The 25,659-nt window shown below is 38.6% G+C and carries 22 protein-coding genes; 13 read left to right on the top strand and 9 right to left on the bottom strand.

Annotation, left to right across the window (positions count from 1 at the left end):
* The first annotated feature begins 100 nt into the window (after positions 1 to 100).
* From R3X28_RS16500 to R3X28_RS16490, 3 genes are all read left to right on the top strand, one after another.
* Positions 101 to 2,161, top strand: coding sequence for a S9 family peptidase (locus R3X28_RS16500; protein WP_317665808.1), 2,061 nt, complete (start codon positions 101 to 103; stop codon positions 2,159 to 2,161).
* A gap of 79 nt (positions 2,162 to 2,240) precedes the next feature.
* On the top strand, positions 2,241 to 3,284 hold the full coding sequence (locus R3X28_RS16495) for a cysteine synthase family protein (RefSeq protein ID WP_317665806.1): 1,044 nt from the start codon (positions 2,241 to 2,243) through the stop codon (positions 3,282 to 3,284).
* 124 nt (positions 3,285 to 3,408) lie between these two features.
* Positions 3,409 to 4,668 carry an aminotransferase class I/II-fold pyridoxal phosphate-dependent enzyme gene (locus tag R3X28_RS16490; RefSeq protein ID WP_154366709.1) on the top strand — a complete coding sequence of 420 codons (1,260 nt, stop codon included), beginning with the start codon at positions 3,409 to 3,411 and terminating at the stop codon, positions 4,666 to 4,668.
* A gap of 60 nt (positions 4,669 to 4,728) precedes the next feature.
* Here R3X28_RS16490 and R3X28_RS16485 read toward each other — a convergent pair whose 3' ends face one another.
* A complete protein-coding gene (locus tag R3X28_RS16485) occupies positions 4,729 to 5,847 on the bottom strand; it encodes a GTP cyclohydrolase (protein ID WP_154366711.1) in 1,119 nt (372 codons plus the stop codon).
* Between the two features lie 104 nt (positions 5,848 to 5,951).
* On the bottom strand, positions 5,952 to 7,010 hold the full coding sequence (locus R3X28_RS16480; RefSeq protein ID WP_317665803.1) for a transporter: 1,059 nt from the start codon (positions 7,008 to 7,010) through the stop codon (positions 5,952 to 5,954).
* Positions 7,011 to 7,097: 87 nt separating this feature from the next.
* Here R3X28_RS16480 and R3X28_RS16475 point away from each other — a divergent pair, with 87 nt between their 5' ends.
* The 4 genes from R3X28_RS16475 to R3X28_RS16460 are packed head-to-tail and all read left to right on the top strand — an operon-like array spanning position 7,098 to position 12,559.
* Positions 7,098 to 7,361 carry a DUF4834 family protein gene (locus R3X28_RS16475; protein ID WP_154366714.1) on the top strand — a complete coding sequence of 88 codons (264 nt, stop codon included), beginning with the start codon at positions 7,098 to 7,100 and terminating at the stop codon, positions 7,359 to 7,361.
* A 34-nt stretch (positions 7,362 to 7,395) separates the two neighbouring features.
* Positions 7,396 to 9,837 (top strand): YfhO family protein, encoded by a 2,442-nt coding sequence (locus tag R3X28_RS16470; protein ID WP_317665800.1) that lies wholly within the window; start codon positions 7,396 to 7,398, stop codon positions 9,835 to 9,837.
* A complete protein-coding gene (locus tag R3X28_RS16465; RefSeq protein ID WP_317665798.1) occupies positions 9,834 to 11,105 on the top strand; it encodes a glycosyltransferase in 1,272 nt (423 codons plus the stop codon). The genes R3X28_RS16470 and R3X28_RS16465 overlap by 4 nt, the downstream gene beginning before the upstream one ends.
* Entirely contained in the window at positions 11,105 to 12,559 is a 1,455-nt protein-coding gene (locus R3X28_RS16460) for a lipopolysaccharide biosynthesis protein (RefSeq protein ID WP_317665796.1), read from the top strand. Before R3X28_RS16465 ends, R3X28_RS16460 begins: the two co-directional genes overlap by 1 nt.
* Before the next feature lie 119 nt (positions 12,560 to 12,678).
* Here the strand turns inward: R3X28_RS16460 and R3X28_RS16455 are convergent, their stop codons facing one another.
* Positions 12,679 to 13,899, bottom strand: a complete 1,221-nt coding sequence (locus R3X28_RS16455; RefSeq protein WP_317665794.1) for a hypothetical protein — start codon at positions 13,897 to 13,899, stop codon at positions 12,679 to 12,681.
* A 232-nt stretch (positions 13,900 to 14,131) separates the two neighbouring features.
* Positions 14,132 to 16,915 carry an excinuclease ABC subunit UvrA gene (gene uvrA / locus R3X28_RS16450; RefSeq protein ID WP_317665792.1) on the bottom strand — a complete coding sequence of 928 codons (2,784 nt, stop codon included), beginning with the start codon at positions 16,913 to 16,915 and terminating at the stop codon, positions 14,132 to 14,134.
* 383 nt (positions 16,916 to 17,298) lie between these two features.
* Between uvrA and R3X28_RS16445 the strand changes: the two genes are divergently transcribed.
* From R3X28_RS16445 to R3X28_RS16435, 3 genes are all read left to right on the top strand, one after another.
* Positions 17,299 to 17,880, top strand: coding sequence for a sigma-70 family RNA polymerase sigma factor (locus R3X28_RS16445; protein ID WP_317665790.1), 582 nt, complete (start codon positions 17,299 to 17,301; stop codon positions 17,878 to 17,880).
* A gap of 115 nt (positions 17,881 to 17,995) precedes the next feature.
* Positions 17,996 to 18,139 carry a hypothetical protein gene (locus tag R3X28_RS16440; RefSeq protein ID WP_179955095.1) on the top strand — a complete coding sequence of 48 codons (144 nt, stop codon included), beginning with the start codon at positions 17,996 to 17,998 and terminating at the stop codon, positions 18,137 to 18,139.
* A gap of 372 nt (positions 18,140 to 18,511) precedes the next feature.
* Complete coding sequence (locus R3X28_RS16435) at positions 18,512 to 19,096, top strand: sigma-70 family RNA polymerase sigma factor (protein WP_154366728.1); 585 nt, start codon at positions 18,512 to 18,514, stop codon at positions 19,094 to 19,096.
* A 225-nt stretch (positions 19,097 to 19,321) separates the two neighbouring features.
* Here the strand turns inward: R3X28_RS16435 and R3X28_RS16430 are convergent, their stop codons facing one another.
* Positions 19,322 to 19,987: an endonuclease III gene (locus R3X28_RS16430; protein ID WP_317665787.1), complete on the bottom strand. Its 666-nt coding sequence runs from the start codon at positions 19,985 to 19,987 to the stop codon at positions 19,322 to 19,324.
* Between the two features lie 53 nt (positions 19,988 to 20,040).
* Between R3X28_RS16430 and bcp the strand changes: the two genes are divergently transcribed.
* Positions 20,041 to 20,493, top strand: a complete 453-nt coding sequence (gene bcp, locus R3X28_RS16425) for a thioredoxin-dependent thiol peroxidase (protein ID WP_282056045.1) — start codon at positions 20,041 to 20,043, stop codon at positions 20,491 to 20,493.
* Positions 20,494 to 20,568: 75 nt separating this feature from the next.
* On the opposite strand, the gene R3X28_RS16420 is transcribed toward bcp, so the two are convergent.
* Entirely contained in the window at positions 20,569 to 22,020 is a 1,452-nt protein-coding gene (locus R3X28_RS16420; protein WP_154366734.1) for a TonB-dependent receptor, read from the bottom strand.
* 89 nt (positions 22,021 to 22,109) lie between these two features.
* Here R3X28_RS16420 and R3X28_RS16415 point away from each other — a divergent pair, with 89 nt between their 5' ends.
* Positions 22,110 to 22,874: an MBL fold metallo-hydrolase gene (locus tag R3X28_RS16415; RefSeq protein WP_154366736.1), complete on the top strand. Its 765-nt coding sequence runs from the start codon at positions 22,110 to 22,112 to the stop codon at positions 22,872 to 22,874.
* A gap of 10 nt (positions 22,875 to 22,884) precedes the next feature.
* Positions 22,885 to 23,379, top strand: coding sequence for a hydrolase (locus R3X28_RS16410; protein ID WP_154366738.1), 495 nt, complete (start codon positions 22,885 to 22,887; stop codon positions 23,377 to 23,379).
* Here the strand turns inward: R3X28_RS16410 and R3X28_RS16405 are convergent.
* From R3X28_RS16405 to R3X28_RS16395, 3 genes are read right to left on the bottom strand one after another with little or no spacing between them, the layout of a single operon-like run.
* A complete protein-coding gene (locus R3X28_RS16405; protein WP_154366740.1) occupies positions 23,376 to 24,035 on the bottom strand; it encodes an alpha/beta hydrolase in 660 nt (219 codons plus the stop codon). The genes R3X28_RS16410 and R3X28_RS16405 overlap by 4 nt on opposite strands.
* A gap of 1 nt (position 24,036) precedes the next feature.
* Complete coding sequence (locus R3X28_RS16400) at positions 24,037 to 24,378, bottom strand: hypothetical protein (protein ID WP_154366741.1); 342 nt, start codon at positions 24,376 to 24,378, stop codon at positions 24,037 to 24,039.
* A 21-nt stretch (positions 24,379 to 24,399) separates the two neighbouring features.
* Positions 24,400 to 25,656 carry a dihydroorotase gene (locus R3X28_RS16395; protein ID WP_317665780.1) on the bottom strand — a complete coding sequence of 419 codons (1,257 nt, stop codon included), beginning with the start codon at positions 25,654 to 25,656 and terminating at the stop codon, positions 24,400 to 24,402.
* Positions 25,657 to 25,659 lie beyond the last annotated feature (3 nt).

Here is a 25,659-nt window from a genome sequence, read left to right as displayed (position 1 = left end):
GTACCGATACGTCAATTTTAGGATACACTTGGCCAAAAGAATGATAGTTTCTATGTTAAGTCTTACTTTTGCATTCGCTCTCCATAATGAATAGAATAGCATGACAAATAATGTAGCCCCCGTTGCTAAGAAGATTAGAAAGGAATTAGTAATACATAATGATATAAGGGTCGATGAATACTATTGGATGAACGATAGGGAAGATCCTGAAGTTATAGCCCATCTTGAGAAAGAGAACAGTTATTATGAAGCATTGACTTCACATACGAAGGATTTTCAGAATCTTTTGTTTGAGGAGATGAAGGGACGAATAAAAGAGGATGATTCTTCGGTACCTTATAAAAAGAACGGATATTGGTATGTTACCCGTTATGAAAAGGGAAAGGAGTATCCCATTTACAGTAGGCATAAAGGTACATTGGAGGCGCCAGAGGAAATAATGTTCGATTGTAATGTACTGGCAGAAGGCCATGATTTCTTTAATTTAGGGGGAATAGCGATAAGTCCGGATAATAAATTGGCCGTTTTTGGTATAGACACGGTCTCTAGAAGGCAATATACCGTTCAAATCAAGAATTTGGAAACCGGGGAAGTTTATTCCGATAAAATTGAGAATACTACGGGTGGTGCCGTTTGGGCCAATGATAATAAAACGATGTTCTACAGTAAAAAAGATCCCGTTACGCTGCGTTCCGATAAAATTTATCGGCACATATTAGGGACTAAAACGGAGGAGGATCAATTGGTCTTTCATGAGGAAGATGAAACCTTTGGTACTTTTGTATATAGAACAAAATCAAAGAAATTCTTAGTTATCGGGAGTTATAGTACCTTAACTTCCGAATATAGGATTTTAAACGCCGATACCCCTTACGCCGATTTCGAGGTTTTCTCTCCCAGAAAAAGAGGCTTGGAGTACTCTATCGCCCATTATGAGGAATCATTTTATGTTTTGACCAATAAGGATAAGGCGAGGAACTTTAAGTTGATGAAAGTAGGGGAGAAGAACACTTCTTCTGAAAATTGGAAAGAGTTTATACCCCATCGGGAAGATGTTCTTCTGGAGGACATAGATATTTTTAAGGATTATTATGTGCTCTCTGAGCGAGAAAACGGTTTAAATAACCTGAAAATCACACGATGGGACACAGCTGAGAGTTATTATTTGCCTTTTGATAATGAGACCTATACGGCCTATGTGAGTACCAATCCCGAGTTCGATACTGAAATCTTACGTTATGGTTACAATTCCATGACCACCCCAAGTTCGGTAATAGATTTTAATATGCGAACCAAGGAAAAGGTCGTTATGAAAGAACAAGAAGTGCTTGGGGGTGCTTTCAAAAAAGAAAATTATACATCTGAACGTATTTGGGCCACAGCCCGTGATGGGGTTAAAATACCCATGTCCATCGTTTATCATAAAGATACCGAAATCAATGGCCAAACTCCCATACTGCAGTATGCCTACGGCTCTTATGGTTCAACCATTGACCCATATTTCTCGACCATTCGGTTAAGTTTGCTCGACCGTGGTTTTGTATATGCCCTTGCGCACATTCGCGGAGGTCAGTATTTGGGAAGACAGTGGTATGATGATGGTAAGCTACTTAAAAAGAAGAATACCTTTACAGATTTTGTCGATTGTTCAAAGTACTTGATAGACAATAACTATACCAGTGCCCAACATTTATATGCCATGGGAGGGTCTGCTGGCGGCCTTTTAATGGGGGCAATAGTGAATATGGCCCCGGAACTTTATCATGGGGTCATAGCGGCCGTACCTTTTGTCGATGTTGTAACCACGATGCTAGACGACTCCATACCATTGACAACGGGAGAATATGATGAATGGGGCAATCCTAATGAAAAGGAGTATTATGATTATATGAAATCGTATTCGCCCTACGATAACGTTAAAGTTCAGGATTATCCTAATATGTTGGTGACCACTGGTTTGCACGATTCCCAAGTGCAATATTTTGAGCCTGCCAAATGGGTCGCTAAACTAAGGGATTTAAAAACGGACGATAATTTGTTGTTGTTCGACATTAATATGGATGCTGGTCATGGAGGTGCTTCAGGTCGTTTCGAATCCCTTAAGGAAGTTGCTAAGGAATATGCCTTTATATTAGATTTGGAAGGAAAAATCAATCGATAATAAAAAAAAATAGTAGTTTTGTAGACAAATTTTGACATTTTATCGATGGTTGTCAGAATTTAAAATATAGATTGCCTTTATGGAACAAACGATAAATGCCTACGATAGTGTCCTTGACTTAATAGGAAATACCCCCCTGGTCAAACTGACAAAATCAACAGCAAATCTTCAAGGTAACTTTTACGCTAAAGTTGAGGCCTTTAATCCGGGACATTCTACAAAAGATAGAATAGCGTCCTTTATTATAGACCAAGCGGAAAGGAAAGGTATATTGAAAAAAGGCAGTACGATCATAGAAACTACATCCGGTAATACGGGATTTAGCCTTGCCATGGTGAGTATCATTAAAGGATACGATTGTATTTTGGCCGTTAGTTCCAAATCTTCAAAAGATAAGATCGATATGCTTAGGACCATGGGCGCAAAGGTTTATGTTTGCCCTGCCCATGTTAGCGCCGATGACCCAAGATCATATTACGAGGTTGCAAAACGATTACATAAAGAAACAAAAGGTTCGGTATATATAAATCAATATTTCAATGAATTGAATATTGATGCACACTACCATTCTACGGGCCCTGAAATTTGGGAGCAGACCAATGGTCATATTACACATTTGGTAGCATGCAGTGGTACAGGAGGAACAATTTCAGGAATTGCTAGATATTTAAAAGAGAAAAATTCGGATATCAAAGTTTTGGGTGTCGATGCTTTTGGCTCGGTGCTTAAGAAATATCATGAGACCATGGAATTTGATGAGAATGAAATCTATCCATACAGGATCGAAGGTCTTGGTAAAAATCTGATTCCGGATTCCACTGATTTTAAGGTTATTGATGAGTTCATAAAAGTAACTGATGAGGAAAGTGCCCATGCGGCAAGGGAGTTGGCCCGTACCGAAGGTATTTTTGCAGGGTATACCAGTGGAGCGGCCATGCAGGCCATAAAACAGTTTAATGAGTTAGGTAAATTTGATAAAGATAGTAATGTAGTTGTCATATTCCCAGACCACGGTTCTAGGTATATGAGTAAGATCTACAGCGATGAGTGGATGGAAGCGCAAGGGTTTAATGAATCTGCCGAAGTCAAAGAAGAAATACAAAGTGTACAGTTTATAAAATAAGGTTTTGATATAATCTTGGCCAGATATAAGCAATGATGTCAAGATCGTTGCTTTTTTTGCATGAGAATGAGTTATGAATGCTGCGTAAAAATCAATATTTTTGCAGATAAATCAAAGAGGTAAAATGAGAGATATATTTGAAAGGATAATCGAGAACAAAGGTCCGTTGGGAAAATGGGCTTCTCAGGCAGAAGGATATTTTGTTTTTCCAAAACTAGAGGGACCTATATCGAATAGGATGAAATTTCAGGGAAAAGAAGTGATCACTTGGAGTATCAATGATTACTTGGGACTCTCAAATTTACCCGAAATCAAGAAAGTAGATGCCGAAGCTGCGGCAGAACATGGTTCTGCTTACCCTATGGGGGCAAGAATGATGAGTGGCCATACCGATTTTCATGAGCAATTGGAAAGGGAACTGGCTGAATTCGTAAGTAAGGAGTCCGCTTATTTATTGAATTTCGGATACCAAGGAATGGTCTCGGCCATAGATGCTTTGGTAGCCAAAGATGATATTATCGTTTATGATGTAGATGCCCATGCATGCATTATCGACGGTGTTCGTTTACATATGGGTAAGCGTTTTACTTTTAAGCACAACGATATTGAAAGCCTTGAGAAAAACTTGGAACGTGCCAAGAAAATGGCCGAACAGACCGGTGGCGGTATCTTGGTTATTTCCGAAGGTGTTTTCGGTATGCGCGGGGAACAAGGAAAGCTAAAGGAAATAGTTGCCTTAAAGGAAAAATATAATTTCAGATTGTTCGTAGACGATGCCCATGGCTTTGGTACCTTAGGGGAAAAAGGTGGTGGAGCAGGTCAGGAGCAAGGTGTTCAGGACGATATTGATGTATATTTCGCTACGTTTGCAAAATCCATGGCGGGTATCGGTGCCTTCTTGGCCGCCGATAAGGAAATCATAGATTATTTAAAATACAATCTACGTTCCCAGATGTTCGCTAAATCGTTACCCATGATTTATGTAAAAGGAGCCTTAAAACGTTTGGACATGCTACGTACCATGCCTGAACTTAAGGCCAAGCTTTGGGAAAATGTAAATGCCTTGCAAAACGGACTTAAAGAAAGAGGTTTTGATATCGGTACCACAACAAGTTGTGTAACCCCGGTATATTTAAGTGGTAGTATTCCAGAGGCCATGGCTTTGGTTAAGGACCTTAGGGAGAATTACGGAATTTTCTGTTCAATTGTGGTTTATCCTGTAATTCCAAAAGGGATGATTCTATTGCGTTTAATCCCTACAGCTACCCATACTATGGCTGATATTAATGAAACATTGGACGCTTTCTCAGCAATACGGGAAAGGCTGGAAAACGGTACTTACAAAAGATTATCGGCTGCTGTTGCTGCCGCAATGGGAGAGTAAGTAGTTTAAAATAAAATAAAAAGACCCCATATTCATTGAATATGGGGTCTTTTTTATTGATTATAAGTTTTTACGGTACGTTCTCCTACGTTTGTATATTTCCGGATTAAAATGTTTCCATAGTTGTTTTATGGCGATATTATCCGCCAATTCCGGTGTACGAATACAATTCACGATTTTCTTAGCAGTGAATGTTTTATAGTATTCTTGGAACATTACAGCCGTTACCCCTTTGTTTTGGTAATCGGGATGTACGCCTATCAAATAGAAAATAACGTCCTTACTATGTTTTTTGGCGTGTAACATATGAAAAAGTCCAAATGGGAAAAGTTTTCCTTTGGCCTTTTGAAGGGCATGTGAAAAAGAAGGCATAACGATACCAAAGGCAATGAGATTATCCTCTTTATCAAGAATGAACTTGATATATTCGGGATTGATGAAGCTTATGTATTTCTTTTTAAAATAGGCTTTTTGAATTTCGGTAATCGGTACAAAAGAGGATAAGGAAGAATAGGTTTCGTTGAAGAGGTCGAACATTGTATCGGCCATGGCCATTACATCTTTTGTTTTTGTATAACTTAATGCTTTTACACCATACCTTCTTTTTACCAATTCACCGGCCTTATCATAAAATTTGGGATGGGCATTTGAAAAAGGAAACCTGTTTTCTACATATTCCTTTTCTTTTACAAATCCCAAACGCTCGTAATGTTCAGGATAGTATGCATGATTGTACCACGTGATCATGGTGCCCATTTCATCAAAACCTTCAACAAGTACCCCAACTTTGTCTAAATTGGAAAAACCTACGGGACCTTCCATATATTCCAGTTGGTGTTCTTTGCCAATTTCTTCGACTTTCTTCAATAAGGTTTCCGAAACTTCGGTATCATTGACGAAATCAAACCAACCAAAACGCATTTTTTTAACCTTTTGGTCATTGATTTCTATCCAATTGATGATAGCGGCTATCCGCCCAACGATTTCATTGTTTTTATAAGCTAGGAAAAAACGGGCTTCGGCATTTTTAAAAGCAGGATTTTTGGTTTTATCAAACGACTCCAGTTCATCGTTGATAATGGGAGGTATCCAATATGGGGAATCCTTATAGATCGAAAAAGGAAACTTTACGAACTTCTTTAAATCTGTTTTGGTTGTGGCTTCTTTCAGGGTGACCATACGTGTATTTTGTAAGGTCAATATTAGGAATATTAATCAATATCAGGAAATTAAGCCACTTTTTTTTAATACCAAAAGTCAAGGTTTTGAACGTTTCTTTTGGCTTACAGTCCGTTATCTTTTTTCTGTTCTTTTTTTAGCTTGCGGAGTTGTTTTTTTGTGGGCCCTAAATCAATGTCTTCAGCGCCACTTCCTTTATTTTTTTTCTTTTTTTCTTTCTTTTTCATGGAACCTTTCTTGATCTCGCCTCCGTTTTCATCTGCATTTTGGTCCTCAATGGCTTTTGGGGTATCCTTATGAAAATCAAACCGATAAGAAACTCCGGCACTAATGAAGATTCTTGATGGGGTGTTTTTAAAACTCGCACCCATATGTAAATCGGTCTGTAAATCCTCATTGAATAAATAAGCTATACCACTTCGTAAAAGAATATCGGAATAGCGATCACTCTTAAAGCCTTGGTTTTCTGCAAATACACTCCATTTAGGATTTCGGAATGCATGTGAAAGTGAAACGGTATAACCCATTTCAGGAAAGTCCGTTCCAATGCGATCATAAGATAAATTGGTGATCAATACGAACCTGGGCGATAACCTACTCTGTGTCGCGACCATTACCCTTGGGGATATGGTGGGTTCATCAATGTAAAAAGGGTTGTCCCCAAGTACAAAATTCGCACCTGCATATAATGATACGGAGGGTATCAGGTTTTTTAACTGGAAAATATTATTGGCCCTCCAACTGTAAAGATTCGGTTTATCTTCTTTATATCTGTCATAGATCAAGAACTTAAGTCCGATCCTATTTCTATAGAAATCAGTTCTTGAATCGCTGGTATCAAAACTGTTGAAAGTGATGTTTTGGTTTTGAAAGGTACCTTCCCAGTTTAATTCCAGTCGTTCAAATAGAAGTCCATATCGCAACGAGATATCGGTACCGATGATATTACTTTGGGTATTCAACAGATTATGGTCTTGTTGTTCGTAAAACAGACCGGATTCCAATTGCAATACGTTTTTACCTATGGCATAAGCACTTACAGACAGGCCTGGTCTATTTGAATTAATGACATCTGTATATTGGGATATTCCGAAAAATGGAATTATAAAGGCTAAAAAAAGTGTTGCGAACACTGGTTTTTTCAACTCAAAACAACCGCTCATAGTTTGATTTTATTATTATTTTAAGACTTTTGCGCTACTATTACAACGTTAGAATTGTATTTTTGATATAAATTACCGAAAATTAATATGGCTTTTCTTAAAACGATTTTAATAATCTTATTGGTGTATTATCTGCTGAAAATTTTAGCAAGATGGTTTGCTCCGAAGATCTTCAGCTATGCGGCAAAGAAGACCGAAGAGCGATTTCGTGAGAACTTTGGAGGATTTTCCCAACAAACCCAAACCAATGAGGAAAAAGTCGGGGATGTAATTATAGACAAGAAACCATCAAAAAAACCTTCATCCTCTAAAAAAGTTGGTGAATACATCGAGTTTGAGGAATTAGATTGATTATTTTAGCATTACCAACCACATTAATAAACCAATGAAGTCAGGTTTAAAAGCTTTTTATACCCATTCTTTCGTACTTGTTTTTTTTGTAATCGTCGCCTTGGCGTACTTTAGTCCTGTACTACAGGGTAAGGTCATTGAACAATCCGATATACGCCAGTATACGGGTATGGCCAAAGAGCAAAACGATTTTCGAAAAAAGAACGACGGACAAGAACCTTATTGGACGAACAGTGCCTTTGGAGGCATGCCTACATATCAACTTGGGGCTTACTATCCGCATGACTATGTGAAGAAATTGGATCGTTTGATCCGCTTTTTGCCAAGGCCTGCCGATTATCTGTTCATTTATTTTTTGGGCTTTTATATTCTGCTATGCTGCTTAAAAGTCGATTATAGATTGGCCGCTATGGGGGCACTCGCATTCGGATTTTCAACGTATTTAATCATTATCCTAGGAGTGGGCCACAATGCAAAGGCCCATGCTTTGGCTTATATGCCGATGCTCTTAGGGGGAATAGTACTGACATTTCGGGGTAAGTATTTATGGGGATTTGTTTTGACTGCATTTGCCATGGCTTTGGAAGTAGGGGCCAACCATTACCAAATGACGTATTATTTTATGCTTTTGGTACTCATCTTAGGTGTCGTATATCTCATTTACGCCATTCGTAAGCATACTTTGCGTAATTTCTTCATATCCTTAGGGCTGCTCATCTTTGCCGTTGTACTGGGTATTGCTGCAAATACGACCAGTTTAATGGCAACAAAGGAGTATGCCGATTGGAGTACACGTGGTAAATCCGAATTGACCATTAATCCTGACGGGTCGGAGAAAACCAAAACGCAAGGACTCACCAATGAATATATTACCCAATACAGTTATGGTATCGTTGAATCCTTGAACTTATTCGTGCCTCGTTTATTCGGGGGGTCCAATGCGGAGGATTTAGGTGGAAACTCCAAAACCTATGATTTTCTCATTGATCAAGGAATTTCGAGGAGTCAGGCTTTGGACTTCTCTAAAAATCTTCCGCTTTATTGGGGAGACCAACCCATAGTCGCTGGCCCGGCCTATATTGGTGCCATTATCCTTTTTCTGTTTTTATTAGGATTGCTTTTGGTGAAAGGAAAGGCCAAATGGTGGCTTTTGGGCGGTGTTATTATGGCCTTGTTATTATCTTGGGGCAAGAATTTTGGACCCTTGACCGATTTTATGATCGATTACTTCCCCCTATACAACAAGTTCAGGGCCGTATCATCCATTCAGGTTATTGTTGAACTATGTGCTCCGGTTCTAGGCGTTTTGGCAGTGAAGGAACTCCTTGATCCTGATGTGGATAAAAAAGAAAAATTAAGGGCATTGAAGATTTCTTTTTTCATAATGTTGGGAATTGGGGTGGCCTTATTCTTAATGAAGGGGGCTTTCAACTTTGTTGGTGCATCGGATGAAACGCTACAACGCTATTACGGTGATGAGATCCTTTCGTTGATCAGGTTGGACAGGGAGGCTGTTTATACCAATGATCTTTTACGTTCCATAATATTCGTTTTGTTGGCAGCTCTATTTATTTGGTTGTATTTAAAAGAAAAAATAAAGAAGAATCTGTTAGTGTTGGTTTTGGCACTTTTGATTGTTGTTGATTTAGTCGGTGTTGATCTGCGTTATGTAAATAAGGATGATTTTGTTTCAAAACGAAAAATGGCCGAACCTTTCCCGGAAACAATGGCCGATAAGCAGATTTCCCAGGATAAAGGAATTTATAGGGTATACAACACACAAGAAGGGATAAATGGTGCTAGGACCTCCTACTATCATAAATCAATAGGAGGGTACCATGCAGCTAAACCGGCAAGGTTACAGGATCTATTCGATTTTTATATCTATAAGGGAAAAATTGAAATCCTGGATATGTTGAATGTCAAATATGTAATTCAACAAAACGAAGAAGGTAACAGTGTTCCGACAATGAACCCCAATGCCAACGGCAATGCATGGTTCGTTGACAAGTTGATAGCGGTTAATTCCGCCAATGAGGAAATAACGGCTTTGGAGCATCTTGATTCAAAGCATGAGGCAGTGGTGAATACCTCTGAGTTTTCAAACATAAACCGATTTGATTATCAGACCGATTCATTGGCTACAGTGGTCTTAACGGATTATGAACCCAATCAATTAATATATCGATCATCAAACCCGAATGCAGGGGTTTTGGTATTTTCAGAAATGTATTATAAAAATGGGTGGAACGCTTATATCGATGGTGAATTAAAAGACCATTTTAGGGTCGATTATGTATTACGTTCCTTGAAAGTGCCAGAAGGGGAACATGAAATTGTCTTTAAGTTTGAACCGGAAATCGTTAAAACTGGAAGTGCGATAACCTTGGCAAGTTCAATTTTACTAGGGTTAATCGTAATCGGAGGTATAGTGTACTCTGCAAGGGGTTCTTCGAAAAAAGAAGGGGATCAATGAAAAAAGTCTTGATCATTACGTACTATTGGCCACCGGCGGGTGGGCCTGGGGTACAACGATGGTTGAAATTCGTAAAATATTTACCTCATTTCGGAATAACCCCGATAGTCTATATTCCGGAGAATCCCAATTACCCTATTTTAGATAATTCTTTTGTCAAAGAGGTACCTAAAGATGTCGTTATTTATAAGCATCCCATTCGAGAGCCCTACAAGTTGGCAGGACTTTTCTCCAAAAAAGATGCTAAGCGAATAAGTTCCGGTATTATAACGACAAAGAATCAATCGATTATAGAAAAGGCCATGCTGTGGGTAAGGGGCAATTTCTTTATTCCCGATGCCCGTAAAAACTGGGTTGGGCCTTCGGTAAAGTTTTTGGATGCAATAATTGATAAAGAACGGATTGATACTGTGGTAACGACCGGTCCGCCACATAGCATCCATTTGATAGGCAATCGTTTAAAGGAGTTAAAAGATATTCGTTGGTTGACAGACTTTAGAGATCCATGGACGTCTATTGGGTATCACAAAAAACTGAAACTGACCCGAAAATCCCAACTTGAGCATAAGCGTTTGGAGCATCAGGTGTTGAACAATGCCGATGGTATTATCGTAACCAGTTATACGACCAAAAAAGAATTTGAAACGATTACCGATAAGCCCATTTCCGTAATTACGAATGGTTTTGACTCAGATGACCAAGGGCATGCACCTTTGACCAAAGATTTCACCATTTCTCATATAGGGTCCCTGCTTTCAGGTAGGAACCCTTTGGTATTATGGAAGGTTTTGGGGGAATTGGTGAATGAAAATGAAGGTTTTAAAACCAGTTTCAAACTACGTTTGGCTGGAGTCATAAGTGAGGATGTTCTTCAAACTATAAAAGATTCTGGCTTAGAAAACCATACCGAAATATTGGGCTATATATCCCATGAAGAAGCAATTACACTACAACAGCAATCCCAAGTGCTATTATTGGTAGAAATCGATTCTAAAGAAACTAGGGGGATATTGCCGGGCAAGTTGTATGAATATATGGCTGCTGAACGACCTATTTTGGCAATTGGGCCGGAAAAGTGGGATGCCGCCCAAATCATTGCCGACACCCATTCGGGTTTCAGCTTTGGATATTCGGATGAGAACGAATTAAAAGATGTAATTTTAAAGTGGTTTTCGGCCTATAAGAATGAAGGATTGGTAATGAAATCCGTAGGCTTGGAAAAATTTAGTAGAAGGGAGCTCACCAAGGAATTAGCCAAACACATTTAATGGGAATAGTCAGTAAACAAGCATTGAACAATACCATAATCACTTATTTGGGATTTGGGGTTGCGGCTATAAATACACTTTTTCTCTATACCAATTTTTTGACCGATGCCTATTATGGCCTGGTAACGGTTATCTTGTCCACTTCTGCGGTTTTGATGCCTTTATTGGCATTTGGGGTGCCCAATACTTTTATTAAGTTTTACAGCAGTTTTAAGAAAGAGGGAAGCAAAGAGGCCTTTGAGACCCTTATGTTGTTATTACCCTTACTTCTTATTCTTCCCCTTACTTTGTTGACTTTTTTATTTACAGATGCTATTGGAAGTTTTATCGCGAAGGAAAACAGTATCGTAAAGGACTATGTATGGTATATTTTCCTCATTGGTATGGCCATGGCATATTTTGAGGTCTTCTACGCTTGGGCGAAAGTTCAAATGAAATCCGTGTTTGGTAATTTCATGAAAGAGGTCTTTAATCGGGTAGGGGTCATGTTACTTTTGTTTTTGGTGTATTTTGATGTTATTTCGGTGGATTTTTTCTTGAAAGCCCTAGTAGGTTTGTATCTTCTAAGAACCGTGATCATTAAAATTTATGCCTATGGTCTAAAAATGCCGAAATTGAATTTCGATTTTCCTGCCAATACACGGGCAATCATTGGCTATAGTGCTTTGATAATCCTGGGAGGGTCCGCTGCGGTGATCATTTTAGAGATCGATAAGGTAATGATCAATCAATATAAAGTAATTGAAAATGTAGCTTATTATGGAGTGGCCATTTATATTGCAACAACGATCATTGTGCCATCCAGGGCGATGCATCAAATCACATATCCGTTAACGGCCGAACTTTTGAACGATAAAGATCATGACGGACTGGAATCACTTTACAAAAAATCATCATTGACCTTGTTCATAGCTTCGGGAATATTGTTCGTTTTGATCATTACCAATTTGAATGATCTTTTTCTTATTCTTCCAGAGGAGTATAGAGGTGGGTTCGTTATCGTATTTCTTATCGGATTGGTAAAGGTTTATGATTCGCTTTTAGGAAACAATAATGCGATCATGTATAATTCCGACTATTATAAAACGCTATTGGTTATGGGGGTGTTCCTGGCGTTACTGGTTATTTTGCTCAATATGTTCTTTATTCCGGTATATGGACTTAATGGTGCGGCATTGGCCAGTTTTATGGCTATTTCAATCTATAATACCATCAAATTGTTCTTTGTTAAGGCTAAGTTCAATATTATGCCATTTAGTTTGGAAACCCTGAAAGTGTTCGTGATCTTGTTAGTTATGGGAGGTGTTTTTTATATGGTAAGCCTGCCGTTCCATCCCATAATAAACATTGGTTTAAAAAGTGTTGTGACCATTGTTTTTTATGTAGGGATACTTTATCGGTTCAAGATATCTGAAGATGTACATAGATTGCTTACCAAGTATATAAAAAAATAAACCCTGACGGAAATATCGCATCAGGGTTTAAACAACTAACCAACCTAAAAACTATCTTAATGTGACCGGGATTTCAAAAGCCCTATGCTAATTGTAATGCTTTGGTCAACTATTGTTTTTTAATATCTTCTAGAATTACTTCTGGTACTGCTACTTCTAGTTGCAACCTTTGTACTTCTAGATGGTGACTTTCTTACCGTGCTTTTACTGGTGCTACGGGTTGTTGAAGGTCTTTTGGCAACCGATCTCTGTGTTCTAGTAGTCGTACTACGTACCGATTTTGTCTGTGTTCTATTTACAGGCTTCTTATAAGTTGTTGTACTTCTGGTTACCGTAGTACTTCTTGGCGTTTTGGTTACAGATCTCTTGGTAACCGTATTTCGCTGTGGAGACCTTGTTGTTGTTGATCTTTTGGTAACGTTTCGATTGGCTGTAGACCTGGTGTTGGTTGTACGGGCCGACCTCGTTTGTACATTTTTTGATCTATCAACTGCTGTTCTACCAGCTACCTTTGTATTTGATCTACTTGTACGTGTTCCAGAATTCCGAACAACATCGCCTCTATTATTATTTGATTTATAGTTTTTATAAGAATCATTGTTTCTAGCTACAGATCTATTGCTACGCACGTCACTGTTTCTTCTTACATTGTTAGAACGTTGAGCGACCCTTTTATCATTTCTGTAAATTGTAGCTCTCTCTCTACGGACTTTATTGTATCTATGTTCCCTACCGATCTTTGCATAAGCCCTTCGCTCATTAAAACGATATGGTCTGTAATAAGTATATCTATAAGGCGTATAATACCTTCTGTATGGTCTGTTCAATACCAATGAAAATCCGATGGAAGGTCTTAAGAAAAACCTATGGAAAGGTCTGTATACATAATGTCTGTTATAAACATTGATGTATCCTGTATGGTAATCATAAAAACCATTTCGGTTGTAATAAACATACATGCCACCCATTCTGAACACTCTATTGTTCCTATAACGGATATCAACATCCCCAATTTGGGTAACGCGACCATAATAGTCATAATATACGGGTACGTTCTCAACTTGAATTACTGCTCCGTAATCATCATATTGGGTATACGGACTATAGTCATATCCTGAGTTCATGGTTATCCCGTTCTTACGGCCGGATACATAATTCTCTATATAAAAATCAAATTCACCATCGGGATATACGGAAAACGTAATGCCTTGTTCAACGAAAATGAACGAGTTGTTGTTTGTATAAGCATTGCGTGTTGCAACCTTATCTTCAGTTGTACTAGCCATGGTACCTGCAGTACCTAATAAAAGGGCTGTAAAAAGGAGTACTAATTTTTTCATGATATAAGGTTTAAATTCCTGAATGCAACTATTTACATTCGAATAGTATATACCAAACAGCGTGCCAAAAAATAATTTAATACGTTAAGTTATTGAACATCAATTACTTAAATATATTTTTGACGTTCGAAAATTGTGAGGATTTATTTTAAACCTTTAATCGAATCAGAAATAATTCAATTTATTCCAAAGAGAAAGTGTACCTAATTTAGGCTTTTATATGTATCAATTATTATTTCGTTAGTTTGTCTTTTAGGTAATTTGCGGTGAAAGATGATTTACTTTTGATTATTTCCTCCGGAGTACCTTCCGCCAATATCATTCCGCCATTTTCACCACCTTCTGGACCAAGGTCGATAATATGGTCGGCACATTTAATAAGTTCTATATTATGTTCAATTACCACTACGGAGTGTCCTTTTGAGATAAGCGCATCAAAGGATTTCAATAATTTTTTAATATCGTGGAAATGTAATCCGGTGGTAGGTTCGTCAAAAATGAACAAAGCCTTATCCTTTGTACTTCCTTTAACAAGAAATGAAGCAAGTTTGATCCGCTGGGCCTCTCCGCCGGAGAGGGTCGAGGAAGATTGTCCTAAGGTAACATACCCAAGGCCAACATCACGGAGTGGGTTCAATTTCCCTACGATTTTGGTCTGCCCGTGTTTTTCAAAAAAGTCGATCGCATCATCCAAGGTCATATCAAGGACATCGGCAATGCTGGCACCTTCGAAGGTAACCTCCAAAACCTCTTTCTTAAAACGTTTGCCTCCGCAAGTGTCACATTCCAAATGCACATCGGCCATGAACTGCATCTCCACGGTAATCTCACCTTCCCCTTTACATTTTTCACATCGACCACCGTCTACGTTGAATGAAAAGTGTTTAGGTTGATAACCTCTGATCTTACTGAGTTTTTGGGCAGCAAAGAGGGCCCGGATATCATCATAGGCCTTAATATAGGTTACCGGGTTGGAGCGCGATGATCTTCCTATCGGATTTTGGTCAACGAACTCTACATGTTTTATAGATTGATATTTGCCTTCGACAGAAGTAAACTGTCCGGCTTTTTCCCCATAACCACCTATTTCCTTTAAGATAATGGGATAGAGTAGTTTTTTTACCAAAGTACTTTTACCACTGCCGGAAACTCCTGTTATCACCGTTAGCATATTAAGTGGAAAGCGGGTGTTGATGTTTTTCAGGTTATTTTCCCTGGCCCCTTTAATTTCAATATAATTTTTAGAGGTACGTCTTTTCTTCGGTACGGCTATTTCCAAGGTGCCATTTAAATAACTTGCGGTCAAGGATGAAGATTTCAGTATTTCAGACAGCGTACCATGTGCAACGACCTCACCACCATGGGTACCTGCTTCGGGCCCAATGTCTATGACTTCATCTGCAGCGTTCATGATATCCTCATCATGTTCAACGACAATGACCGTATTGCCTAGATCGCGCAACGATTTCAGTACATCGATTAAATTCTCCGTATCCTTGGGATGCAGGCCTATACTGGGTTCGTCCAGAATATACATGGATCCAACTAGACTACTTCCTAAAGAGGTAGCTAGGTTTATACGTTGGCTTTCCCCTCCCGAAAGGGAGTTTGATTTACGGTTGAGGGTAAGGTAGTTGAGTCCTACTTTTTGCAAGAAACCCAACCTGGTATTTATTTCTTTCAGTAATCTGTCCGCGATTTGGGCATCATGTTCATTAAGGGAAAGCTCATTGAAAAATTTGGCCAACTTTCTAATGGGCAGCTCTACCAGGTCGGTAATCGATTTGTTATCGATCTTTACATAATCGGTCTCTTTACGTAACCGTTTTCCTTTACATTCACTACATTTTGTTTTGCCACGGTATCTAGAGAGCATCACCCTGTTTTGGATTTTATAACTCTTCTCTTCCAGCAGACCAAAAAATTTATGTAATCCCGTAAAATGCGAATTCCCGTCCCATACCAATTGTTTTTGTTCTTCAGTAAGCTCAAACCATGGTTTATGTATGGGGAAACCGAACTTATAGGCATGGTTTACCAACTCGTCCCGGTACCACCCCATGCTTTCGCCCCTCCAAGGAAAGATCGCATTTTCATATACGGATAAGGCAGTGTTCGGTATGACCAAATCTTCATCTATACCTATAACATCCCCATACCCCTCGCATTTAGGACAGGCCCCGTACGGATTGTTGAAACTGAAGAGATGAACGTTGGGTTCTAAGAAAGACATTCCGTCTTTCTCAAATTTATTATTGAAAATCGTCTGTTTTTCCGTTGCCAATTCTTCAATGATACATTCGCCTTTTCCTTCAAAAAATGTGGAATCAATGGCGTTGGCCAAACGATTGTAGAAATCTTCATCGTTCTTGGTTATGATCCGATCTATGACCAGGCTAAATTTATGGCCAATGTCTTCAGGAGCGGCGTCGATTCGAATGACTTTTCCGTTATGCTTGATCCTTGCGTACCCTTGTTTTGAAAACAACTGTAATGACTTTATAGGGTCTCTATCTTTCTTTATTACTATAGGGGCAAGAAGCAAGAGTTTTTCTCCTTCCTTGAATTCTTTAATGAATTTGACTACATCGGTAACCGTATGTTTTTTTACCTCTTCACCGGAAATAGGGGAGTAGGTCTTACCGATCCGGGCAAATAACAATTTAAGGTAATCATAGATTTCGGTAGTGGTGCCAACCGTTGAACGGGGATTGGTGGAATTCACTTTTTGTTCAATGGCTATGGCAGGGGCTATACCTTTTATATAATCTACTTTTGGTTTATTCAGTTTGCCCAAAAACTGGCGGGCGTATGAGGATAGGCTTTCTACGTACCTCCGTTGCCCCTCCGCATATAAGGTGTCAAAGGCCAAACTAGATTTGCCCGATCCTGATAGTCCTGTTATCACTACCAGTTTGTTTCTTGGTATTACAACATCGATATTCTTAAGATTGTGCAGTTTGGCACCTTTGATGATAATATTATCCTTTGGATTAACGTCTTGTATTTTGGGCATATGTTTCATTAGGATTGCAAAGATACAATGTACGTATCTAAACTTTTATAATTGACCTTAAATTTGACTTGTCAACCTATGGCTTTTAATACGGGACAATAGAATTGGTGGGCGTATCATAGTATCGGATATTGGGCCGGACGAACTTCAAAAGACAAAAAAGTACAGGTCCATGGACTTGTTTTGCGGTTTCTTATATAGTTATAAATTGATGATTATTAGGGTGCTATTTTTTTATAACCTATAATTTTGTCTATATTTGAACTAAATAAAATGTTAATACGCCTATAGAAGAACAATTACTTTTTAAAATTAGTGTAACCCCAAAAAGGCTTTTCCCTAAAGGACTGGCCCCTAGTTTTAACTTTAAAAAAGTAATTGACATGGAACTTCAAATAGCCGATTCCCTACTTATACAAAATTATATCAACGGAGACGAAAGAGCTCTGGAAACCTTGATCAGAAGGCACAATCAACGATTGAGCAGTTTTATTTATTCAAAGGTAAATGATCGGGAGATTACCGAAGATATTTTTCAGGATACATTTATAAAGGTCATTAGAACCCTAAAGAAGGGTAGATATAATGAAGAGGGTAAATTTTTGCCTTGGGTAATGCGTATAGCCCATAACCTTATTATAGACCATTTTAGGAAGAATCGCAGATTACCTTATTTCGAAGGATCCAATACTTTCGATATTTTCTCTGTTATTCATGATGAGAAATTGAATATTGAGAAACAACTTATAAAGGAACAGATTGATGAGGATTTGGTTCTCTTGATCGAAGAACTGCCCAAAGACCAACGGGATGTACTGGTGATGCGTATGTACAAGGATATGAGTTTCAAGGAAATTTCGGAAAATACGGGTGTCAGTATCAATACGGCACTGGGGCGTATGCGGTATGCACTTATAAATCTTCGTAAGATCATAGAGGATAACAATATTGTTTTAACGAACTAATCGTAACTTAGGTCGACCTTCTTGTGCTTTGGTCGAATATAAATGACGTAGGTCGAACGGTTTTATTATATTTATCCTTATAGCGTTTTAGTAATGAAACAATACTGAAATAGATATGGGGAAATTTTACGTAGAGGATAAAAACAAGATTAAAAAGGTCGAGGCCAAAAAAGAAACTATTGATTTTTTGTTGAACTACTCAAAATCATTGAAAATAGATAAGATTAATGGTGTCGCCTATGAAAGTAATTTGAATTGAATATTATTGTACCGCTTATAAAGCCCTTATTGCAAACGCAATAAGGGCTTTTTTAATTTTCTGCCTTTTTGAGTTGGTTCCTTTTTACGTTTATCCCCTGAAAGTATGCCGAAAAGTATAGTATGGATGTAGTTCGTCAAAACAACTAACAATTTTCCGGATTATTGTACAGAAAATCAAAAATGATTGTTTCACATCATAAAAAGGGTATTTGACAACATAGTTTTTTTCTCACCCCCCCTTTTATCTAGTTTAGAGTCATAATTAAAGAATAGCACCTTTTTTAACCGAAAGATGTTTAACTCAAAGTAAAGACCGAATAACTTAAATCAAGCTTTTTTAAAGAAGCCCTAAACTTAAAAAGTACTTTGTATGGAACTACAAATTGAAGACTCAATATTAGTAAGAGATTATATCAGTGGAGACGAAAAAGCTTTAGAGATATTGATCCATAGACACAACCAACGTATTTCTAGTTTTATTTATTCCAAAGTATTGGATAGGGATATCACAGAAGATATTTTTCAGGATACCTTTATTAAAGTAATCAAAACCTTAAAGAAAGGTACGTACAGTGAAGAAGGTAAGTTCTTGCCATGGGTAATGCGAATAGCACACAACCTTATTATAGATCATTTCAGAAAGAATAAGAGAATGCCTATGTTCGAGGGGAATGATGATTTCAATATTTTCTCTGTAATAGGTGACGATAAGTTGAATGCCGAAAAGCAATTAATCAAGGAACAGATCAATGTAGATCTTAGATATCTTGTAGATGAGTTACCGGATGATCAAAGAGAAGTGCTTTTAATGCGCATTTATAAGGATATGAGTTTCAAGGAAATTTCCGAAAATACGGGAGTAAGCATAAACACAGCTTTAGGTAGAATGCGTTATGCCCTTATTAACCTTAGAAAGATCATTGATAAGAATAACATCGTACTTACAAATTCATAAGCAAAATTCGGTTAAAACAATATTTTGATTTTAGTTGCGTTATTGTAACATAACAATACTATAATCACTATGGAAAAAATTTACTTTGAGAACGAAAAGAAGAGCCATCCGGTAATGGCATGTAGTGAGACAATCCAATTTTTGACAAGTTTTTCCAAGTCACTTTGTATCGTCCGTCCAAACAAAATGCAGTTCGAATTGAATTTGAACTAATAAAAAGACCCGCTAACTGCGGGTCTTTTTATTTTTAAGGTAATCGTTCAGCACCGATTTTCTTCCTATCGTGCTGGTTATAATGTCTTTATTAAGGTCCCAACCTCTAGCCGGCGAGTATTCCCGACCATACCATATTATCTGTAAATGTAGGTCGTTCCATGCTTCCTTCGGGAAAATACGTTTTGCATCTTTTTCCGTTTGGGTTACATTTTTTCCGTTCGATAGTCCCCATCGGTACATTAATCGATGAATATGGGTGTCCACTGGGAAAGCTGGAGTACCAAAGGCCTGGGATACCACAACGCTAGCGGTTTTGTGGCCTACGGCCGGAAATTCTTCCAAAAGTTCAATATCATTGGGGACCACTCCTTCATATTTATCTATCAATATTTGGGATAAGCCATGAATACCCTTAGCTTTCATTGGTGATAATCCAACGGGTTTTATGATTTCGCGAATTTCATCCACCGATAATTTCACCATGTCATAAGGATTATCGGCCCGGGCAAAGAGTAGGGGGGTAATTTGGTTCACCCTTACATCAGTGCTTTGTGCGGACATTAGTACGGCGATCAATAGGGTGTAGGGGTCTTTATGGTCTAAAGGTACAGGTATCGTAGGGTATAGTTCCTGTAATTTTCTTAAGACAAAATCTACCTTTTCTTTTTTCGTCATTTAAAGCTTAATTTAGCTATGGATAAAGAATTGCTAATTTATAAAAATCAACTATGAAAACACTACAAGTAGGGGATAAAGTCCCTGATTTTGAGGCCAAGGACCAAGATGGGAATACCCTTAAATTATCTGATTTCCTGGGAAAAAAGCTGATCGTATTTTTCTATCCCAAGGCCAGTACGCCCGGGTGTACGGCTGAGGCCTGCAACCTAAGGGATAATTATGGCGAACTGCAAGCCCAAGGTTTCCACCTACTGGGTGTTAGTGCCGATTCGGAAAAAAGACAGGCCAATTTCAGGAATAAGAATGAATTTCCATTCCCACTTTTGGCAGATGAAGATCATACCGTTATCAATACTTTCGGAGTTTGGGGCCCCAAAAAATTCATGGGTAGGGAGTATGATGGTATACATAGAAAAACTTTCGTGATCAATGAGGAAGGTAAGGTAGCCAAGGTCATTGATAAGGTGAAGACCAAGGATCATGCCGCTCAACTTCTTGATTAAAGGCTAAGGGAAATAATCAAAAAAAAAAACGTCCCAATGTTAGATTGGGACGTTTTTGTTTATTGAATAATATTCCTATTTCATATCGATATCCCTTTCTCGGGTAAAGAGTTTTTTCTCTTTGATAATATCGGCAATACCTTCTGGAAGCGAATCTTCCCAACCTTCTTCATTGTTAACGATTTTCTTGAAGACATCCCTGGAGAAAATATCCATGATCTCAGTATCATAGTCGATGATATCCATGACCTTTCCATTATATTTAAAGAACTTGTAGAGTTCCTTCATCCTAGGATGTACCTTGATATTGTTACTGGTCATGATCTGGCCGGTTTCAGGATTTTTCATCGGATAGAGGTAAACCTGAAGTTCTTTAAAGAACAATTTACCGAAGGCTTCCAAAATACCACCACTTAAATGGCGATAGTACTTTTCATCGAAAATGTCCACTAGGTTATTTACACCCATGGTAAGCCCGATTTTGGCCTTCGTATAATTATTGAAATATTCTACCAATTTATAATACTCCTGAAAATTGGATATCATTACCGTATGCCCCATTGAACAAAGCAATTCGGCCCTATCCATAAAATCCCTTTCATCAATTTCCCCATCGGCTTTAAGGTTGGATAAGGTAATCTCAAAAATCACAATGGCCTTACTTTCATCTACAGCCCGGTCACGTACAAATATATTGTAAGATTTCTTGAGCATATCCATATTAACCTTGGTAACGGGCCTGAAACTACCCCTTAAGGCCAAAATGTTCTTTTTGTAAAGCTTGGCGGCAGGTAAAAGGTTGTTGCCGTCGGGACCGAACATTACGGCATCGGTCATTCCGTTACGGATTAACTGAAGGCTCATCAATCTGTTATCGACCCCCTTGAAATTAGGGCCTGAGAAATTGACCATGTCAATTTCTATGGTATCCTTATCGATATGGTCGTAAAGATATTTTAATAATTTTCTTGGCTTGTGGTATTTGTAGAAGGCCCCGTAAATGAGATTTACCCCAATAATACCCAAAGTTTCCTGTTGTAAACGGGCTTCGGTCTGTTTAAAGCGGACGTGAAGAATTATTTCATCAAATTCTTTTTGATCGGGCTCTAATTGAAATCGGATACCTAACCAACCATGACCTTTATACCTTTTTGAAAAATCTATGGTCGCTACGGTGTTGGCATATGAAAAGAAAAGACGATCAGGATGCTTATCCCTGGTAATACGTTCTTCCATAAGACGCATTTCGTGGGAAAGCATTGTTTTCAATCTAGGTTGGGTAACATAACGTCCATCAGCTTCTACGCCGTAGATAGCATCACTGAATTCCTTATCGTACGCACTCATGGCCTTGGCGATCGTACCCGATGCGCCCCCCGCCCTAAAGAAATGTCTGGCTGTTTCTTGACCTGCACCAATTTCCGCAAAAGTTCCGTAAATATCAGGGTTTAAGTTTATCCTCAAGGTTTTTGCCTTGATAGAAGGTATGTTCTCAAATGCTGTGTCCCTTTTTAGAACTAAAGACATATAATGGTTTTTCGTTTGTCGCAAAGTTAGCAAGATCGGGTAATCTATTAAATAAATATGTTATAAATTTGAAATAAACTGTTGAAGCGTTGAAAATTACATTTTTGGGAACAGGCACATCACAGGGTATCCCTGTTATCGGGAGTTCACATCCGGTCTGTTTAAGTAAGGACCCTAAGGACAAACGACTTCGTGTTTCGGTATTACTTTCTTGGGGAGATTATACTTATGTGATCGATTGCGGGCCCGACTTTAGACAGCAGATGTTGACCAACGGGGTTACTAAATTACATGGTATTCTTTTTACCCATGAACATTCTGATCATACTGCCGGTATCGATGATATTCGACCGTTTTTCTTTCGGCAGGGCGATATACCCATATATGCCCATAAAAGGGTGGTTGAATCCTTGAAAAAGAGATTCGATTATATTTTTGCCGATGCAGACCGATACCCGGGTGCTCCGGCCGTTGAAATAAATCAAATAGAGAACAACGAACCTTTTACTATTGGGGGAAGGCAGGTGGTACCCATTAATGCAAAGCACAATAGGCTTCAGGTATTCGGTTTTCGGATAAACGATTTTACATATTTGACCGATGTAAAAACAATCGATGATTCAGAGATCGAAAAAATAAAAGGTACAAAGGTGCTGGTGGTAAATGCCCTGAGGGAAGAGCCCCACCATTCACATTTTAATTTAAGCGAGGCCTTGGCCTTTATTGAACGGGTTAAACCGCAAAAAGCCTACTTGACCCATTTAAGCCATTTGTTGGGTTTTCATCGGGAAGTAGAAAAAAAATTGCCAAAAGATGTACATTTGGCTTACGATAATCTTCAAATAACCCTTTAGGTAGTCAACCATGAAAAATAAACTCTTTTTATACCTTTTTGTCTTTACGGCCTTGATCTGTCTCTTTTTGTTCGTAAGTAACGGTAATATGCAAAAATCTAAGGACGCTAAGTTGGAAAAATTGGGGAATAAGGTAACAGCATTGACAGATTCCCTTCAGGATGCTCGACTAAAGGTGTTGGATATGCAATACTTTTCATTGGAGAACAATGAGGATGCCTTAGCATATTATGATCATTTGGAAATCGAGGACCCTAGCCGTTATATAGCAGATAAATTATTGGAAACCAATGAGTCCAAAGGTGATAACCCTTTAATCCCTTATGAAGGGATGGAGAGTGATTTTAAATTGAACAAAATCAAGATCTTGAACCATAAATGGATCGTGGCCGATTTTTCCGATGGAAAATATTGGGGCGAATTATTGATCAAATACGAATTGAAAGACGATTTGGGGGTTGATTTTACCCTTCTAGATCATTTGTTGTATACCCGTAGTAATTAGAATTTATCTTGCAGCCATTTCTTGAACGAATAAAAGTTCTGGGGTGCCACACCATGGCCTACAGGAAATTCCTCATAAACGTGCTCAACTCCTAAACCACTTAGTATTCCGGGTATTTTTTGTGCCCAGTCCGGAGGAATTACTTGATCAACCTGTCCGTGGGAAGCATAAATTTTAAGTTTGCCAAAATCTTTTTTGGTAGGGTCTCCGGCAATAAGCTTTTTGTTTATATATCCACTAAGGGCAACAACGTTCTTGATTTTCTCAGGATAGGAAAGTGCAACGGCATAACTAAGGATAGTACCTTGGCTGAAACCCAATAAGGATATCCGATCCGTATCAAGTCCGTAGGTATTGCAAGCTTCGTCTATAAAGGATACTATTTTTTCCCTGGATTCCACAGCTTGTTCATCATCGCTCCATTTTCCTTGGTCGGCATCAAAATTTATGGCATACCAAGCATGTCCATACGGTTCTAGGTCGTAAGGGGCACGCACGGCGATAATACAAAGTTCCGATGGTAGTTCCGGTGCGAATGAAAATAGGTCTTCTTCATTGCTGCCATAACCATGGAACATGAATAGAACTGGGGCTTTGCCTTCTTTTAAGGAGGAAGGCCTGATCAAATGGGTCAAAGAAAGTTGGGCAGTTGTCATATCAAGAAATAAATGTAAACCATTTTTGAAAATAAGGTCCTAGGGCTGGGACCAATTGTTTTTTATTGCCCAAGACTCCTAAAAAGCCATAGATCCAGAGGATGAAATAGCAAAGATAGAGTCCAAAAAGAGCATATTGATTGTACCAAACACTGGAAAACAGGGCAAAACCGTGAAACATAAGGTGTAGACCAAAAGCCTGACGCGTATGAAAACGGGCGAATTCATTTTTAGGTTCCGAGTTCATGAAAATGGCTATGATGGCACCAACAATGGTGAGGTAGGCCACAATTGCGGTTGTTTTTCCTTTAGCAATGGTATCATCTGAAGAATTCGGAGTCATGCGAAACGTACTTTAAAAGGGCTAATTTAAAACCAATTGATCGTTATTGAAAATTCCATAGACTTTTCCTTTCAAGGATTCACCTATGGTCATACTGTTTTTGGATGTGGAATGAATATTATCCTTTTCAAATGTATATTCTTTATCAGGGTCAAAAAGGGTAAGACAAGCTTTGTTGCCCTCTGCCAAAACGGTTTCCGTTAGGCCATATCGTTCTTTTCCATGTGTCAAGAGTTCTATGCACTTCTCGGTATCGAAAATCTTATGTAAAAGTCCAAAAGCGGATTCCAAACCAATGGAGCCATAGGTGGCATTATCGAATTCCACTGCCTTCAATTCAATATTCAGTGGGGTGTGGTCGGTGGTTACAAAATCAATGATGCCGTCATTTAGTCCCTTGATCAGTGCTTTGGCATCTTTTTTATCCCGTAATGGCGGATTTACTTTAAATGCCGTATCAAATTCTTCAAGAACTTGATCTGTATAGTATAGGTTATGTATGGCAACACTACAGGTCACATCCAATCCTTTTTTCTTGGCATCAGCAATGAGTTTAACCGAATTGGCCGTGGAAATGGTTGGTATATGTAATTTTCCCCCTGTGTATTCCAGGATAAAAAGATCGCGTACGATCTGTAGCTCCTCGGCCATTGAAGGAATCCCTTTTAATCCTAATTTGGTAGATGTAGTGCCTTCGTGTACCAAGCCTTTACCGGCTATTTTGGTATCCAGCGGTTCTGAATATATGAGTCCATTGAAATTTTGCACGTATTGCAAGGCTATTTTAAGCAGGTTCGAATTTTCTATGGGCGATTTAAAGTCGTAAAAACCTACGGCCCCCGCGTTGCTCATATCATATAATTCAGCTAAGTCGATACCCTCTGCACCCATCGTCATTGTTCCTAAGGGAAAAAGATCGGTAGCCGAATCCCGGGAGGCATTTTTCAAAAAGACAATATCGGAACTACTGTCCGCAATAGGGTGCGTATTGGGGTTCAATACAATATCGGTGAACCCACTTAATGAGGCCGTCCTAAGGCCGTTCAGTATGGTTTCCCTTTCCTCATAACCAGGCTCGCCAAAACAAACACTACTATCGAACCATCCTAGGGACACGTGTAGGTTTTTCAATTCCACGATTTTCGTTCCTTTTGGGGCATCTATTTTACTTGCGATTTTGGCCAAGGTGCCGTTTTGGATTAAAATATCCCTTTTTTTTAAGTGCAGATCCTTGCTTTGTGCATTTACGATTTTGGCAGATTTTAGGAGTACGTTCATTTC

Origin of the sequence: Maribacter sp. TH_r10, from assembly GCF_033101095.1 — a bacterium.
Taxonomy (GTDB): domain Bacteria; phylum Bacteroidota; class Bacteroidia; order Flavobacteriales; family Flavobacteriaceae; genus Maribacter_A; species Maribacter_A luteus.
This window is presented reverse-complemented; position numbering and strand designations above follow the sequence as displayed.